Origin of the sequence: Microbacterium sp. RD1, assembly GCF_052220165.1 — a bacterium.
In the GTDB taxonomy this organism is placed as follows: domain Bacteria; phylum Actinomycetota; class Actinomycetes; order Actinomycetales; family Microbacteriaceae; genus Microbacterium.
Window position 1 is genome coordinate 412,713 of sequence record NZ_JBQPOL010000001.1, and the last position, 14,625, is coordinate 427,337.

The 14,625-nt window shown below is 70.1% G+C and carries 13 protein-coding genes and 1 tRNA gene; 11 read left to right on the plus strand and 3 right to left on the minus strand.

The window, feature by feature from the left end; genetic code table 11:
* Positions 1–71: 71 nt before the first annotated feature.
* Positions 72–1,124, minus strand: a complete 1,053-nt coding sequence (locus ACTU3I_RS01945; protein WP_442923919.1) for a LacI family DNA-binding transcriptional regulator — start codon at positions 1,122–1,124, stop codon at positions 72–74.
* A 69-nt stretch (positions 1,125–1,193) separates the two neighbouring features.
* On the opposite strand from ACTU3I_RS01945, the gene ACTU3I_RS01950 reads away from it, so the two are divergent.
* From ACTU3I_RS01950 to ACTU3I_RS01965, 4 genes are all read left to right on the plus strand, one after another.
* Positions 1,194–2,435, plus strand: coding sequence for an MFS transporter (locus ACTU3I_RS01950; RefSeq protein WP_442923920.1), 1,242 nt, complete (start codon positions 1,194–1,196; stop codon positions 2,433–2,435).
* Between the two features lie 18 nt (positions 2,436–2,453).
* Positions 2,454–3,149, plus strand: a complete 696-nt coding sequence (gene nucS, locus ACTU3I_RS01955) for an endonuclease NucS (protein WP_442923921.1) — start codon at positions 2,454–2,456, stop codon at positions 3,147–3,149.
* A gap of 19 nt (positions 3,150–3,168) precedes the next feature.
* On the plus strand, positions 3,169–3,843 hold the full coding sequence (locus ACTU3I_RS01960; protein ID WP_442923922.1) for an HAD hydrolase-like protein: 675 nt from the start codon (positions 3,169–3,171) through the stop codon (positions 3,841–3,843).
* A 70-nt stretch (positions 3,844–3,913) separates the two neighbouring features.
* Positions 3,914–5,980, plus strand: a complete 2,067-nt coding sequence (locus tag ACTU3I_RS01965; protein ID WP_442923923.1) for a bifunctional lysylphosphatidylglycerol flippase/synthetase MprF — start codon at positions 3,914–3,916, stop codon at positions 5,978–5,980.
* 9 nt (positions 5,981–5,989) lie between these two features.
* Here ACTU3I_RS01965 and ACTU3I_RS01970 read toward each other — a convergent pair whose 3' ends face one another.
* On the minus strand, positions 5,990–6,193 hold the full coding sequence (locus ACTU3I_RS01970; protein WP_442923924.1) for a cold-shock protein: 204 nt from the start codon (positions 6,191–6,193) through the stop codon (positions 5,990–5,992).
* Positions 6,194–6,474: 281 nt separating this feature from the next.
* On the opposite strand from ACTU3I_RS01970, the gene ACTU3I_RS01975 reads away from it, so the two are divergent.
* A complete protein-coding gene (locus tag ACTU3I_RS01975; protein WP_442923925.1) occupies positions 6,475–6,960 on the plus strand; it encodes a GNAT family N-acetyltransferase in 486 nt (161 codons plus the stop codon).
* 235 nt (positions 6,961–7,195) lie between these two features.
* Here the strand turns inward: ACTU3I_RS01975 and ACTU3I_RS01980 are convergent.
* Positions 7,196–7,279: transfer RNA gene (locus tag ACTU3I_RS01980), tRNA-Leu, on the minus strand.
* A 208-nt stretch (positions 7,280–7,487) separates the two neighbouring features.
* Between ACTU3I_RS01980 and ACTU3I_RS01985 the strand changes: the two genes are divergently transcribed.
* Genes ACTU3I_RS01985 through ACTU3I_RS02010 form a run of 6 tightly spaced genes read left to right on the plus strand, consistent with a single transcriptional unit; the run spans position 7,488 to position 14,616 of the window.
* On the plus strand, positions 7,488–8,222 hold the full coding sequence (locus ACTU3I_RS01985) for an FhaA domain-containing protein (protein ID WP_442923926.1): 735 nt from the start codon (positions 7,488–7,490) through the stop codon (positions 8,220–8,222).
* A complete protein-coding gene (locus ACTU3I_RS01990) occupies positions 8,219–8,776 on the plus strand; it encodes an FHA domain-containing protein FhaB/FipA (RefSeq protein WP_442923927.1) in 558 nt (185 codons plus the stop codon). Before ACTU3I_RS01985 ends, ACTU3I_RS01990 begins: the two co-directional genes overlap by 4 nt.
* Positions 8,777–8,788: 12 nt before the next feature.
* Positions 8,789–10,030, plus strand: a complete 1,242-nt coding sequence (locus ACTU3I_RS01995; protein ID WP_442923929.1) for a PP2C family protein-serine/threonine phosphatase — start codon at positions 8,789–8,791, stop codon at positions 10,028–10,030.
* Entirely contained in the window at positions 10,027–11,424 is a 1,398-nt protein-coding gene (locus ACTU3I_RS02000; protein WP_442923930.1) for an FtsW/RodA/SpoVE family cell cycle protein, read from the plus strand. The genes ACTU3I_RS01995 and ACTU3I_RS02000 overlap by 4 nt, the downstream gene beginning before the upstream one ends.
* 1 nt (position 11,425) lies before the next feature.
* Positions 11,426–12,883 carry a peptidoglycan D,D-transpeptidase FtsI family protein gene (locus ACTU3I_RS02005; protein WP_442923931.1) on the plus strand — a complete coding sequence of 486 codons (1,458 nt, stop codon included), beginning with the start codon at positions 11,426–11,428 and terminating at the stop codon, positions 12,881–12,883.
* Positions 12,880–14,616: a protein kinase domain-containing protein gene (locus tag ACTU3I_RS02010; protein ID WP_442923932.1), complete on the plus strand. Its 1,737-nt coding sequence runs from the start codon at positions 12,880–12,882 to the stop codon at positions 14,614–14,616. The genes ACTU3I_RS02005 and ACTU3I_RS02010 overlap by 4 nt, the downstream gene beginning before the upstream one ends.
* Positions 14,617–14,625: the final 9 nt, after the last annotated feature.

Below are 14,625 nucleotides of genomic sequence, written 5' to 3' on the forward strand. Positions count from 1 at the left end.
GCGGGGGGCCCGGGCTCTCAGGTCGTCGTCTCTATCCTAAAGGCCGCATTCCGGCACCGGTCTCGCGAGCGTCAGGACGCGGGCGGCGCGGTGGTGTTACCTTCATGGAACGTGCAGGTGAACAACAGCGAGGCGGCGTCCGAGCCGTCGAGCATGGCCGCCACGGCGTCTCCGGCTGCGCGCCCCTTCTCCGCCGCCGGCTGGACGGCCGTGGTGAGCTCGTACGGCGCGAGCCCGTCGACGACGACGCCGTCGAATCCGGTGACGCTGACGTCGTGCGGGACGCGGAGTCCTGCCTCCTCGGCGGCGCGGATGACGCCGGTCGCGAGCAGGTCGCTCTGGGCGATGACGGCGGTGGGCCGGGTGCCAGGGTCGGCGAAGAGCATGCGTCCGGCAGCGAGACCCTCGTCGATGAGACTGGCGCCCGCGACGTATGCCGGCGCATCCGGGTACACATCACGCGCGCCGGCGAGGCGGTCGGCCGTGACCTCGACACGGATGGCCGCCTCCCCGGCGGCATCGAGCCACCCGCCCGCGCGGTCGGCGCTGGTGGGAAGGGTCACGAGAGCCACGCGCCGATGTCCCAGACCGGCGATGTGGCTGGCCAGCTGACGCTGTGCTTCGCGATTGTCGAGCCGGATCTGCGGCACCCCCGGGCCGCCGTCCCCCTCGATCACGACAGCGGGGACGCCGCGGGAACGCACGATCTCGACAGCCTCACGAGTGCGGGCGTTGCATCCGATCAGGACGGCGGCATCCAGCGGAGCGGTCAGCAAGGACGGCTCGCTCTGGACGTCACCGGTGTCGCGCAGGAGGAGGAGACCGGCGCCGACCCGGGCGACGCCCTCGGTGAGGCCGTCCATCTGCAGCGTCATCACGGGGTCGGAGAAGACCGCCCCCAGGCGCCCCTCGATCACGACGCCGACGATTCCCGACCGGCCGCGGCGCAGCGAGGCCGCTCGCGGATCGGGTCCGGTGTAGCCGAGCAGCGCGGCGGCCGCGCGCACGCGCTCGCGAGTCACCTCCGATACGGGGGTGCGTCCGCTGAAGACGACGGAGGCCGTCGATGCCGACACTCCGGCTTCGCGCGCGACGTCGGCGATGGTGGCGCGACGCGTGCTCATGCTCCGAGGCTACCCCGGCGCGAAAGCGGATGGGTGGGAGTGTCGAATCGATTCGATACACTGTTCGGCATGGATGTCGACCTCACCCGCCCACAGCTCGTGCGCTGGCGCACCGCCATCTTCGCGATCTTCCTCGCCAGCGGGCTGAGCATCGCGACGTGGGCATCGCGCGTTCCCGCCATCAAGACGGCCCTGGGCGTGGACAACATCCAGATCGGGTTCCTGCTTCTGGGGATGGGGGCGGCTTCGATCATCGGCCTGTCCCTCGCGCCGGTGGCGCTCGCCCGTCTCGGCGCGCGCCGCGGGATGCTCGCCGCACTGCTGCTGGTGGCCGTGGGCGTCGCGCTGGTCGGCGTCGGCGCCGATCTCTTCCACTCCTACGCGGTGGTCCTGTTCGGTCTCATGCTGTTCGGCGGCGGCAACGGCGCGGTCGACGTGATGATGAACGTCGAGGGCGCGGCGATCGAGAAGTACAGCGGGCGGACCATCCTGCCCCTCTTCCACGCGTTCTTCAGCTTCGGCACCGTGATCGGCGCGGGGCTGGGTGTGCTGGCTGCCGCGTGGGGGGTGGCGGTGGCGGTGCACTGCGGCCTGATCGCGGGGATGATCGCCCTGCTCGCCGTTGTCAGCGTCGCCAACGTGCCCGCCCGCGAGGTCGCGATGGACGACGACGCCGAGGATGCCGCGCCGTCGACGTGGCGGGAGCGCCTGCACCTCGCCCTCAGCGCGTGGAAGGAGCCCCGGACGTACGCGCTCGGGGTCATCATGCTCGGGATGGCGTTCGCCGAGGGCGGGGCCAACGATTGGCTTCCGCTCGCGGTGGTGGAAGATCACGGCGCCACCGAGGCGTCGGGCGCCGCAGCGCTGGCGGTCTTCTCCGTGGCGATGACGGTGGTGCGGGTGTTCGGGGGCCCGCTCGTCGACCGTTTCGGCCGCGTCGCCGTGCTGCGGGTCCTGGCGGCGGCGGCCACTGCGGGCCTGCTGCTGTTCATCCTCGCGCCGAGCCTTCCCCTCGTCTTCGTCGGAGCCGCCCTGTGGGGTGTCGGTGCGTCGCTCGGTTTCCCGCTGGGGATGTCGGCCGCCGCGGACGACCCCGCGAAGGCGGCCGCGCGCGTGAGCGCAGCCGCGACCATCGGATATGTGGCGTTCCTGTGCGGCCCGCCGATCCTCGGGTTCATCAGCGAGCACTTCGGCCTGCTGAACACGCTGTTCGTGATCGTGGGACTCATCGTGCTGTCGGGGTTCTTCGCCGGGGCCGCGCGTCCCCTCGCTCCCACGGCATCCGCCGCCCCCGCCCGCAGCGAGAGCTGACACGATTAGGCTCGTCGCGTGCGTCTGGTGATCGCGAAGTGCTCCGTGGACTACTCCGGCCGGCTCAACGCGCACCTGCCGCTGGCCACGCGCCTGCTCGTGCACAAGGGGGACGGAAGCCTCCTCGTCCACTCCGACGGCGGTTCGTACAAGCCGCTGAACTGGATGAGCCCGCCGTGCTCGCTCGTCGCCGAGGCGCCGGATGCGGCGGACCTCGAGGACGGCGTCGTCGAACGCTGGCGCGTGACCCACGCGAAGACCGGTGACGCGTTGGTCGTCCGCATCCACGAGATCCTCTCCGACACCTCGCACGATCTCGGGGTGGATCCCGGTCTCATCAAAGACGGTGTCGAGGCCGATCTGCAGCGCCTGCTCGCCGAGCAGGTGTCCCTCGTGGGCGAGGGCCTCTCGCTCGTGCGGCGCGAGTTCCCCACGGCGATCGGACCGGTGGATCTGCTCCTGCGCGACCCGGCGGGTGGGACGATCGCGATCGAGGTCAAGCGCCGCGGCGACATCGACGGCGTCGAGCAGCTCACGCGCTACCTCGAGCTGCTCAATCGCGACCCCCACCTCGCACCGGTGACCGGCATCTTCGCGGCCCAGGAGATCAAGCCGCAGGCGCGCGTGCTCGCCGCCGATCGCGGCATCCGCTGCCTCACTCTCGACTACGACGAGATGAAGGGTGTGGACTCGGGCGCACCGCGGCTGTTCTAGCGCCAGCTACCGTGGACGTATGCCCGAGCGCTCCCCCTGGTCCTGCGTCCTGTGGGACGTCGACGGCACGATCATCGACGCGTCGGAGGGGATCCTGCGGCGCCTGACCGTCACGCTCGAGCATTTCGGGATGCGGCCCCCGACACGGGGCGAGCTCGCCCACTGGATCGGCCCGCCGATGTTCGAGTCGTTCCAGACGAACGTGGGGATGACGCCCGAGCAGGCCACCGAGGCCGTCACCTTCTATCGCGGACTCAACAAGGCCGAGGGCTACACCTCGAGCGTGCAGCTCTTTCCCGGGATCGCGGAGATCATGGCCGATCTGAGCGCCGCCGGCGTGCCCCAGGCCACGGCGAGCTCGAAGCCGGAGGTGCAGGTGACCGCGCTCATGGATTTCTTCGACCTCTCGCCGTACCTCACGGCTACCGTCGGCGCGACGCTGGACGAGCGCACCCTGAGTGCGAAGTCCGACATCGTCGCGGAGGCCCTCCGCCGCCTGGCCGTCGCGGGTGCCGACACGAGCCGGCCGGTGCTCATCGGCGACCGGCATCACGACGTGGAGGGCGGCCTCGCCCACGACGTGCCGGTCATCTTCGTGCAATGGGGATTCAGCTGGCCGCACGAGGCCGAGGGCGCGCAGGCCAGCGTCGCGACGGCCGACGAGCTGCGCGCGCTCCTTCTCGTCGAGGAGTGATGGACGCTTTCTCCGGCGGCTGAGCCTGTCGACGGGTGAGCCGGGCGCGTCGACCCTATGGTGGATGTCCATGGGGGACAGACCGGGACCGGCCCAGCGGGCGACGCACTTCCTCCGTCGCATCCCGGCCACTCTCGCCCTGATGCTCGCCGTCATCGCCGTCGGCGTCGCATGGCAGGGCCTGTGGACGTCGTTCGCCCACTCCCCGGTGTACGACACCGTCGCCTACGGGCTTCCGGCGCTCGAAGCGGGACGCTGGTGGACACCCCTCACCGGCACGTTCTTCGTCAACGAGCCGTGGGTGTACGTCTTCACGCTGACCGGATTCTGGGGCATGGCGTATCTGGAGTTCCGCCGCGGATCACGCGTCGCGCTGGCGTACTTCGCGGGCGGGCAGCTGTTCGCCGTGCTCGCGACCTCGCTCCTGCTGTGGCTGTGCGCGATGCTGCCGTGGCCGTGGGCAGAGACGCAGGCGGCCGCGCTCGATGTGGGCCCCTCCGGCGGGACGATGGCATGCATCGCGGCGGCCCTCGCGCTGTTCGTGTCGCCGTGGCGACTGCGCGCGTGGATCGTGCTGATCGCCTTCATCTTTCTGGCGGTGCTGTTCTGGGGCGCGCTCGCCGACCTCGAGCACGTGATGGGCGTGCTTCTCGTGCTCGCGATCGACCGCTCGCTGCGCCCGCAGCGGGTCTCGGTGCGGGAGCAGCGGCTGATCGCTTTCGTCACCATGGTGGTGCTCGCGGCCGTGCAGCTCGTGACGCTGGTCGTCCCCACCACGGGACCTTTCGGCGTGACCGTCCCCTACGCGGCACCGTGGTTCGACGTCACCTTCGACGCCGTCGTGGTCCTCATCGCGGCGAACGGGATGCGACGCGGCCGGCGCTGGGCGTGGATCGTCAGCGTCGCGCTCTCGGTGCTCAACGTCCTCATCGGCGTCGGCCTGATCACCCTCATCGCGATCGCCGGCATCACGGATGTCGAAGCCACCGTCGACGCCGACCTCAGCGTGACCCTCGCGACATCGGTGCTGTGGGCCATGCTGCTGGTCTACCTCCTGCTCGTCCGGCGAGCATTCCGCGCGCATCGCGGGGCCCGCATCAGCGACGGGGCTCGCGCGACGCGCGAGGAGGTGAAAGAGGAGATCCGCACCCATGGCGGCGGGACGCTGTCGTGGATGGCGACGTGGGAGAACAACATCTACGCCCGGGTGGGCGGCGGCATCGTGGCCTATCAGCGTCGCGCCGGCGTCGCACTCGCCCTCGCCGATCCTCTCGGCCCCGAGGAGGTGAGGCCCGCCGCGGTGCGCGAGTTCATCGCCCGCGCCGAGCACGCCGGCCTCATCCCGTGCTTCTTCAGCGCCGGCGATGCCACCCGCGCCGCCGTACCGGCGGATTGGCGCAGCATCGTCGTGGCCGACGACACGATCGTCGATCTCCCGGGACTGGCCTTCACCGGCAAGTCGTGGGCTGCGGTGCGCACTTCGCTCAACCGCGCCGAGCGCGAGGGCGTGCAGTTCCGCCTGACGCGCCTCCGGGACGAGCCGTGGGGGATCCAGCAGCAGCTGCGCGCGATCTCGGAGAGCTGGGTCGGGGACAAGGGCCTTCCGGAGATGGGCTTCACGCTCGGGACGCTCACGGAGGCCGATGATCCGGAGGTGCGACTGGCCCTCGCCGTGTCGCCCGAGGGCAACGTGGACGGGTTCCTCTCCTGGCTCCCGATCTACGGCGAAGGACGGGTGCGCGGCTGGACGCTCGACCTCATGCGACGTCGTGACGGCGGCTTCGGACCCGTGATGGAGTTTCTCATCGGGTCATCGGCCAAGGCGTTCGCCGAGGAGGGCGCCGAGATCCTGTCTCTGTCCGGCGCACCGCTCACGCACGAGTACCCGGCCGACGCCGGCGTCATCGCCGACGTGACCGACTGGGTGGCGGGCATGCTCGAGCCGGTATACGGCTTCGCGTCGCTCCACCGCTTCAAGGAGAAGTTCAACCCGCGGTACGAGACCATGTATCTGCTCTACCGCGACGAGAGCGACCTCACTCGCATCGCGGCCGCGCTCACGCGCGCGTTCCTTCCCACCGCGACCCTGCGCCAGTTCGCCGGAGCGGGACTGGAGCTGGTGCGCGGCGAGCACTGACGCCCGGCGTCAGACGGGACGGATGTTCTCCGCCTGCAAGCCCTTGGGTCCCTGCGCGATGTCGAACTCGACGCGCTGGTTCTCCTCGAGCGAGCGGTACCCGGATGCCGAGATGGCGGTGTAGTGCGCGAAGACATCCGCGCCGCCCTCGTCAGGTGCGATGAAGCCGAAGCCCTTCTCCGCGTTGAACCACTTGACGGTGCCCTGAGTCATTACATGCCGTTCTTTCGTGCCGGCGCCATCATCGCGCCGTGGACCTCCCACGGTAATGGTGGAGGCCATGCTGCGCACCGGATGGTGACACAAACGTTGCACGAGAGCGTTAACCATACGACGCCCGGGCCGAGCCATCAGCTCAAAGCCCGGGCGTCGACGGATCCCCCCGGATAGGCCACGCAGAGCGTGACTGCGAACACTCTACTGATAGATGCGCGCGGATGCGATAGTGCGCGGAGAAAGTCGTTCACAATTCGTGACACTCGTAGGGTGGCGGCGTGGGTCACATCGAGCTGCGCGCGCTGGACGACGACGATCTCGACGCCGTCTTCGAGATGATGCGCGACCCGGATGCCGTGGCGCAGGCCGCCTTCACCGCATCCGACCCCGACGACCGGGACGCGTTCGACGCGTGGATCTCGCGCAACCGGTCGGACCCCGACGTGTCGATGTGGGTCGTCACCGAGAGCGGCGGATTCGCCGGCACCGCCGCGGCGTTCACCGTCGACGGCGATCGGGAGGTCACGTACTGGATCGCCCGGCACGCGCAGGGGCGCGGCGTCGGGTCGGAGGCCCTGCGACTCCTTCTCGCTCGCGAGCCGGAGCGACCTCTCTACGCTCGCGTGGCCGCCACCAACGTCCCCTCCGCCGCTCTGCTCGCTCGCGCGGGCTTCACCGAGGTGTCTTGTATGAGCTCGTACGCCCCCGGTGCCGGGCGCGAGGTCGAGGAGGTCGTCTACGTCCTCCCGCCGACCCTGGAGTAGCCCTCAGGCCCGGCCCGCTGCCGGTGCGGCGCCGCCCCGGAGAGTCGCAACTCCTCAAGATCCACGCCCCGCAGCGACGGCCGCCGCGGGATTCCGCAGCCGTCGCGCGCTGTCTTGCGCGATCTTGAGGAGTTGCGTCGCGCCCCGGTCGGGAACTCGGCAGCCGGCGCACGCGCAGCCACATCGGCGAACCCGGAACGCGAAAGAGGCCCCCGCCGGGGGCCTCTTTCGCTTGTGCGCGAGGGGGGACTTGAACCCCCACGCCCTTGCGGGCACTGGCACCTGAAGCCAGCGCGTCTACCTATTCCGCCACTCGCGCGAGGCGCGGGACGAATCCCGCGCACTCAACCTGCCGAGAATATCACGGGCGCTCTGCACCGCGAGACTGCACGGGCGCCACGAGACGGCGTACGGTGGCTGCGGTCTCGTGGCGGAGGTGCAGTCTCGCGGTTTGGCGACGCATGGAGTGGCCGCCCAGGCACCCTGACTACGATGTACCCACCGGTCTGCCTGCCTGAAGGAGTCTCGTGGGACTACTCGACAGTTTCGAGAAGGGTCTCGAACGCGCCGTCAACGGCGCCTTCGCGAAGACCTTCCGCAGCGGCATCCAGCCGGTGGAGATCGCCTCCGCCCTCCGCAGCGAGCTCGACAAGAAGTCCGCGGTCGTCAGCCGCGACCGCATCCTCGCGCCCAACACGTTCGTGGTCCACCTGGCCCCCGCCGACGACGACCGGATGCGGCAGCTCGGCGCCGCGCTCGGCGACGAGCTGCACACGCTCGTGCAGACGCACGCCCGCACGCAGGGCTACTCGTTCGCCGGCCCCGTCGGCATCTCCCTCCAGCGGGACGAGAGCGTCTCGACCGGCACCCTGCGCGTGGAATCGCAGACCGCGACCGGCACCGTGTCGTGGCGCGGTGTGGTCGACATCGACGGTCAGCGCCATCCGCTCACCAAGGGCCGCACGGTGATCGGTCGCGGCAGCGACGCCGACATCACGATCCCGGATGCGGGGACCAGCCGCAAGCACGTGGAGATCCTGTGGGACGGCGAGCGCGCGATGGTGCGCGACCTCGGCTCCACCAACGGCACCCAGCTGAACGGGCGCAAGGTCTCCGAGGCGCCCCTCCCGGCCGACTCCACCGTCACCATCGGCCGGACGAACATCGTCTTCCGCGTCGTTCCCCAGGCCGCCCCGCCGTCGCGGCCCTCACCCGATGCCACGCGAGCGTTCACCGTCCGCGAGGGAGGTCCGCTCGCGTGAGCGAACTCACCCTCCTGCTGCTGCGCATCGGATTCCTGCTGCTGCTGTGGTTCTTCGTCTTCGCCGTGGTCTACTCGCTGCGCGCCGATCTGTTCGGCGTGAAGGTGCGAAAGCTCCCCGAGCCGGCCGCGGCCGCCGCGGCGCCGACGCCGACGGCGGGCGCTGCCGACGCCACCGCCCCGGTCAGCCGGCCGGCGCCCGCGGCCAAGAGCGCACCCTCGTCGCAGATCAGCGCGCCTCCCGGCACCACTGCCACGACCTCCACGGTGTCCCGCATCGTCATCACGAGCGGCCCCAAGGCCGGCCTGGAGCTTCCCCTCGGGAACGAGCCGCTCACCATCGGGCGCTCGAGCGAGTCGGGCCTGGTCGTCCGCGACGACTACACCTCGAGCCACCACGCACGCCTGGTGCTGTGGGGGGACCAGTGGATGATCCAGGACCTCGACTCCACCAACGGCACCTTCCACGACGGCACCCGCGTGGCAGCTCCCGTCCCGGTGCGCATCGGCGCCCCCATCAAGGTCGGCGCGACGACGTTCGAGCTGCGGAAGTAACCCCGAATCTTCATGGTCTTCCAGGGTTCGAGCGCCGCTCTCTCGCACACCGGCAAGGTGCGCTCCAACAATCAGGACTCCGGGTATGCCGGTTCGAACCTCTTCGTCGTGGCCGACGGGATGGGCGGTCACGCGGGCGGCGACGTCGCGTCGAGTCTCGCCATCGCCCGGCTCACCGAGCTCGATCAGCCCTTCGCGTCGACCGTCGAGGCGGAGCGGGCGCTCCGCGAGGCGATCACCGAGACCGCGACCGACCTGATCGACACCGTGGGCCGCCGCCCCGAGCTCGCCGGCATGGGCACGACGGTCAGCGCGCTGGTGATGGTGGACGACTACGCCGTCATCGCCCACATCGGCGACTCGCGCATCTACCTGTACCGCGACGAAGCGCTCACGCAGATCACGACCGACCACACGTTCGTGCAGCGACTCGTCGACTCCGGGCGCATCACGCCCGAGGAGGCGCGCTACCACCCGCGCCGCTCGGTGCTCATGCGCGTGCTCGGCGACATGGACCCCGACCCCGAGGTCGACACCTTCATCATGCCGACCCAGCCCGGCGACCGCTGGCTGCTGTGCTCCGACGGTCTGTCGGGAGTCGTCGACGACATCCACACCGGCAAGGCGCTCGCCCAGGGCCTGGCTCCCGGTCGCACGGCCGACGCGCTGCTCAAGCAGGCCCTCGATGGGGGTGCGCCCGACAACGTCACGATCGTGATCGTCGACGTCGGGGGGCAGCATCCGGTCTTCATCGGCACCCCCACGATCGTCGGATCGGCGTCCAACCCGATCGGCATCGAGGTGCCCGCCGCCCGCGCCGGCCGCAGCAGCTGGCTGCACCCGAATCGTCAAGCCGCCAACGAGCCGACGCACTTCGAACCAGATGCGGAGTTCCTCGAGGAGCTCATCGAAGAAGACCGGCGCCGGGCACGCCGCCGACGCGCGGGATGGATCGTGGGATTGCTGACGGTCCTGGCGCTTCTGGCCGTGACGCTCTTCGCCGCGTACAGCTGGACGCAGACGCGGTACTTCATCGGAGCCGACGACGACACCGTGGTGGTCTACCGCGGCATCCAGCAGTCGATCGGGCCGATCTCGCTGTCCACCCCCCATGAGGACACCGACATCCCGCTGGCCGATCTGCCCGAGTTCGAACGCAATACCGTGGAGCGCACGATCAACGCCCGCTCCCTCGCCGACGCCGAGCTCATCGTGGCCCGGCTGCGCGACACCGCAGGGCGGGGAGGCTCATGAGCGAGCCCGCCCTCACCCGCACCGACGCCGTCTCCGCCGACACGGCGGTGATCCGCGCGCTCCGCCGCATCCGGGTGCCGCAGACGCAACGAAACCGCGAACTGGGCCTGCTGCTGTTCGCGCTGATCGTCAACGCCTCCGCGCTCGCGCTGGTGGAACTCGGGACCGGACGCGCGCTCGACGCGCAGGTGTTCATCCTGGGAGCCATCCCGGCGGTCCTGGCCCTCATCCTCCATGTCGTCCTGCGCCTGCGGGCGCGCGACGCCGATCCGTTCGTGCTCCCGATCGCCACGATCCTCACCGGGCTCGGGATGGCGGAGATCTATCGCATCGACATCGCGCGCAACCACGTCGGGTGGGATGCGTCATCGGTCCGCCAGCTGGCCTGGTCGACGATCGCGATCGCTGGCGCCATCGCCGTCGTGTGGTTCCTCCGCAACTACCGCGTGCTCTACCGCTACACCTACGTCTTCGGCTTCGTCGGCATCGCTCTCCTGCTGCTGCCCTTCGTCCCCGGCCTCGGCACGAACCAGAACGCGGATGTCTGGGTGTCGGTGGGGGGTCTGTTCCAGTTCCAGCCCGGCGAGCTGGCGAAGATCTCGCTCGCGATCTTCTTCGCCGGCTACCTCGTGCGCACGCGCGAGAGCCTCACCTCGGTCGGGTCGCGGTTCCTGTGGATGACGTGGCCGCGGGCGCGCGAGCTGGGTCCGCTCCTGGTGATCTGGTTGATCTCTCTCGGCATCATCGTGCTGCAGCGCGACCTCGGCACCGGGACCCTGCTGTTCGGCATGTTCGTCGCGATGCTCTACGTCGCGACGGGCAAGACCAGCTGGGTCCTCATCGGCGTCCTCCTGGCCGGCAGCGGAGCGTTCCTCGCCTCGCGCGTGCTCTCGTACGTCGGCGCTCGGTTCACCATCTGGCTCGACGCCTTCAACCCCGACCTCATCAACGGCAGCAGTTACCAGCTCGTCCAGGGGATCTTCGGCCTCGCACAGGGCGGGCTCGTCGGCACGGGGCTGGGGCAGGGCCGGCCGTATCTCACACCGCTGTCGCAGAGCGACTACATCCTCCCGAGCCTCGGTGAGGAGTTGGGGCTCGTGGGCGTGTTCGCGATCCTGAGCCTCTACATGGTCTTCGCCAGCCGCGGCATCCGCATCGGCCTGGCCGGTCAGGACGACTTCGGCAAGCTCCTCGCGACCGGCCTGTCGTTCACGATCGCGCTGCAGGTGTTCATCATGGTGGGCGGCGTGACCCGGCTCATCCCGCTCACCGGCCTCACCACGCCGTTCCTCACGGCCGGCGGATCCTCCCTCATCTCCAACTGGCTCATCGTCGCGATCCTGCTGCGGATCTCGGATGCGGTGCGCAGCCGACCCCGGGTGGTGATCGGCTGACATGACCAAAGAACTCCGTCGCCTCAGCATCCTGATGCTGGTGATGTTCCTGGCGCTGTTCGGCTCCACGAGCGTCATCCAGGTCGTGCAAGCCGACGAGCTCGCGCTGAACTCGGCCAACACCCGCGCGCTCTACGACTCGTACGAGGTGCAACGCGGATCCATCATCGCCGGCGGCACCGCCATCGCGTCGTCGGTGCCCTCCAACGACGTCTACAGCTGGCAGCGCGTGTACGTCGACGCCGACATGTGGGCACCGGTCACCGGATACATCAACCCCGTGCTCGGATCGGCGACGGGTCTCGAGCAGGCCGAGAACCAGGTGCTCAGCGGCACCGCGGGCTCGCAGTTCCTCTCGCGGCTGGACCGCATCCTCACCGGTCAGCCCCCACGGGGGTCGAATGTCGAGATCACCCTCGACCCGGTCGTGCAGCGGGCGGCGTACGACGCGCTGAACGGACTGCAGGGAGCGATCGTCGCGATCGAGCCGTCCACCGGCCGGATCCTCGCCATGGCGACGAGCCCCAGTTACGACACGAACCTCCTCGCCTCGCACGACACCGACGCGGTGGAGATGACCTACGACGGTCTCGTCGCCGACCCGTCGCATCCGCTGTACAACCGCGGCATCGGCGGCGACCTCAACCCACCCGGATCCACGTTCAAGCTCGTCGTGGCCTCTGCCGCCCTCGCGTCGGGGCGGTACACGCCCGACTCCACGCTTCCGAACCCCGCGATCTACCAGCTGCCGCAGTCCTCCCGCACGGTCCGCAACGCCACCGGCGGCACGTGCGGCGGCGGCGAGACGGTGACCATCGCCGACGCGTTGCGGCTCAGCTGCAACATCCCCTTCGCCGAGCTCGCCGTGGAGCTCGGCGACACCGCGATCCGCGACGAGGCCGAGAAGTACGGGTTCAACCGCGCCTTCGAGATGCCGCTGGAGTCGACCCCGTCCGGCTACCCGCGCTCGATCATGGACGACGCGCAGACGGCGCTCAGCGGCTTCGGCCAGGGGCAGGTCACGGCGACGCCGCTGCAGATGGCGATGGTCGCGGCGGGCATCGCCAACGGAGGGATCGTCATGAATCCACGCATGGTCGACACGGTCATCGGCCCCGACCTCACGGTGCAGCAGACCGTCGAGAGCACGGAGTTCGGCCGCGCCCTCGAGCCGGGACTCGCCGAGCAGCTGGCGACGATGATGGTCGCCAATGTCAGTGACGGCGCGGGCTCCAATGCAAGAATAGACGGGGTCGAGGTGGGCGGTAAGACGGGCACTGCCGAGAACGGGGATCGTCCGTACTCGCTGTGGTTCGCCGGGTTCGCTCCGGCCGACGATCCCCAGGTCGCCGTGGCCGTGGTCGTGGAGAACGGCGGAGGGCAAGGACAGTCGGGGAGCGGTAATTCCATCGCCGCTCCTCTCGCGAAGAAGGTCATGGAGGCGGTGCTGGGCAGATGAGACCGACACAGGGAGTGACCTTCGGGGGACGGTACGAACTCGACTCGCGGATCGCGATCGGGGGCATGGGCGAGGTCTGGGAGGCCACCGACCACGTCATCGGACGCACGGTCGCGATCAAGATCCTCAAGGACGAGTACCTGGGCGACCCGGGTTTCCTCGAGCGTTTCCGCGCCGAAGCCCGTCACGCCGCACTGGTCAACCACGAGGGCATCGCGAGCGTCTTCGACTACGGCGAGGAGGACGGATCGGCCTTCCTCGTGATGGAGCTCGTCCCGGGCGAAGCCCTGTCGACGATCCTCGAGCGCGACGGGGCGCTGTCGACCGACAAGACGCTGGACATCGTCGCGCAGACGGCCGCCGCCCTGCAGGCAGCCCACGCCGCCGGGCTCGTGCACCGCGACATCAAGCCCGGGAACCTGCTCATCACGCCCGACGGCCGCGTGAAGATCACCGACTTCGGCATCGCCCGCATCGCCGACCAGGTGCCGCTGACGGCCACCGGTCAGGTGATGGGCACGGTGCAGTACCTCTCGCCCGAGCAGGCGTCGGGGCACCCGGCATCTCCGGCGACCGACATCTACTCGCTCGGGATCGTGGCGTACGAGTGCCTCGCCGGCAAGCGCCCCTTCACGGGCGAGTCCCAGGTCGCCATCGCCATGGCGCAGATCAACGAGCAGCCCCCGCCGCTGCCGGCGACGGTGCCCGAGCCTGTGCAGCGGCTCGTCCTCGCGATGATCACCAAGAAGCCGGAGGAGCGTCCGAACTCCGCCGCCGCCGTCTCGCGCGCGGCCGCGGCGCTTCGCCGCGGCGACATCGCCGCCGCCGTCGCGGCCGTCCCGGCCATCGGGGGAGCGGTCGCGGGCGACGACGTCACCCAGCTGCTCACCTCGGGTGCCGACACCTCGGCGGCGACGCGCCTCCTGCCGGCACCCACGGCGATGACCACGGCGACCGCGACCGAGGAGGAAGCGCCCGTCGAGAAGAAGAAGCGGAGCCCGTGGACGTGGCCGCTCATCGCGCTCATCGCCCTGCTCGTCCTCGTGCTCGGCGGCACGCTCATCGCGTTCTTCGTGAACCAGGGGTCCGGTCCTGCTCCCACCCGGACCACGCCGAGCGCGAGCGTTTCCACCCCGACCAGCACGCCGACGCCGACGGCGACGCGCGTGAATCTCGAAGCTCTGGCCCTGGTGGGCATGTCCTGCGACGCCGCGACCCAGGCGGCCACGGACGCCGGCCTCCGCCCCACCGCGGCGACGGGTTCGCCGGCGGGTACTGCCGCACAGGTCAACACCGTGGAGTCCACCGACCCCGCACGAGGCAGCGTCGATCCAGGTTCGGCGATCACGATCACCTGCTTCGGGCCGCAGACGGAGATCCCGGCGCCCGGTAGCGGCCCGTCGGTCTCGCCGAACCCCGCCGAGGCCGGTGCGCTCGCCACGGTGACGTGGGAGGCGTACACCTGCCCCTCCGGCACCGGGACGCTCAGCGGCTACACCGTGTACATCCAGGGCGCGACCTTCCAACAGGGAGGGGGACAGGAGCGGAGCTTCCAGACCGGCGAGCAGTCGGCCGAGATCAACGTCCCCAACAGCCCCGGCAACATCACGGCTCGGTACGTGGCGTTGTGCTCCGGTGAAGGCGGCCAGCGGGAGTCGGCGTCCTCGCCGACGACGCAGGTCGCCATCGCCACTGCCCCCGTCCCGAGCCCGAGCCCGAGCACGACTCCGTAACCGCTAAGC

Excerpts from the sequence above, each read along its gene's own strand:
- ACTU3I_RS01945 (WP_442923919.1), bottom strand. The coding sequence starts at position 1,124 with ATGAGCACGCGTCGCGCCACCATCGCCGACGTCGCGCGCGAAGCCGGA.
- ACTU3I_RS01950 (WP_442923920.1), top strand. The coding sequence starts at position 1,194 with ATGGATGTCGACCTCACCCGCCCACAGCTCGTGCGCTGGCGCACCGCC.
- ACTU3I_RS01960 (WP_442923922.1), top strand. The coding sequence starts at position 3,169 with ATGCCCGAGCGCTCCCCCTGGTCCTGCGTCCTGTGGGACGTCGACGGC.
- ACTU3I_RS01965 (WP_442923923.1), top strand. The coding sequence starts at position 3,914 with ATGGGGGACAGACCGGGACCGGCCCAGCGGGCGACGCACTTCCTCCGT.
- ACTU3I_RS01970 (WP_442923924.1), bottom strand. The coding sequence starts at position 6,193 with ATGACTCAGGGCACCGTCAAGTGGTTCAACGCGGAGAAGGGCTTCGGC.
- ACTU3I_RS01995 (WP_442923929.1), top strand. The coding sequence starts at position 8,789 with ATGGTCTTCCAGGGTTCGAGCGCCGCTCTCTCGCACACCGGCAAGGTG.
- ACTU3I_RS02000 (WP_442923930.1), top strand. The coding sequence starts at position 10,027 with ATGAGCGAGCCCGCCCTCACCCGCACCGACGCCGTCTCCGCCGACACG.
- ACTU3I_RS02005 (WP_442923931.1), top strand. The coding sequence starts at position 11,426 with ATGACCAAAGAACTCCGTCGCCTCAGCATCCTGATGCTGGTGATGTTC.
- ACTU3I_RS02010 (WP_442923932.1), top strand. The coding sequence starts at position 12,880 with ATGAGACCGACACAGGGAGTGACCTTCGGGGGACGGTACGAACTCGAC.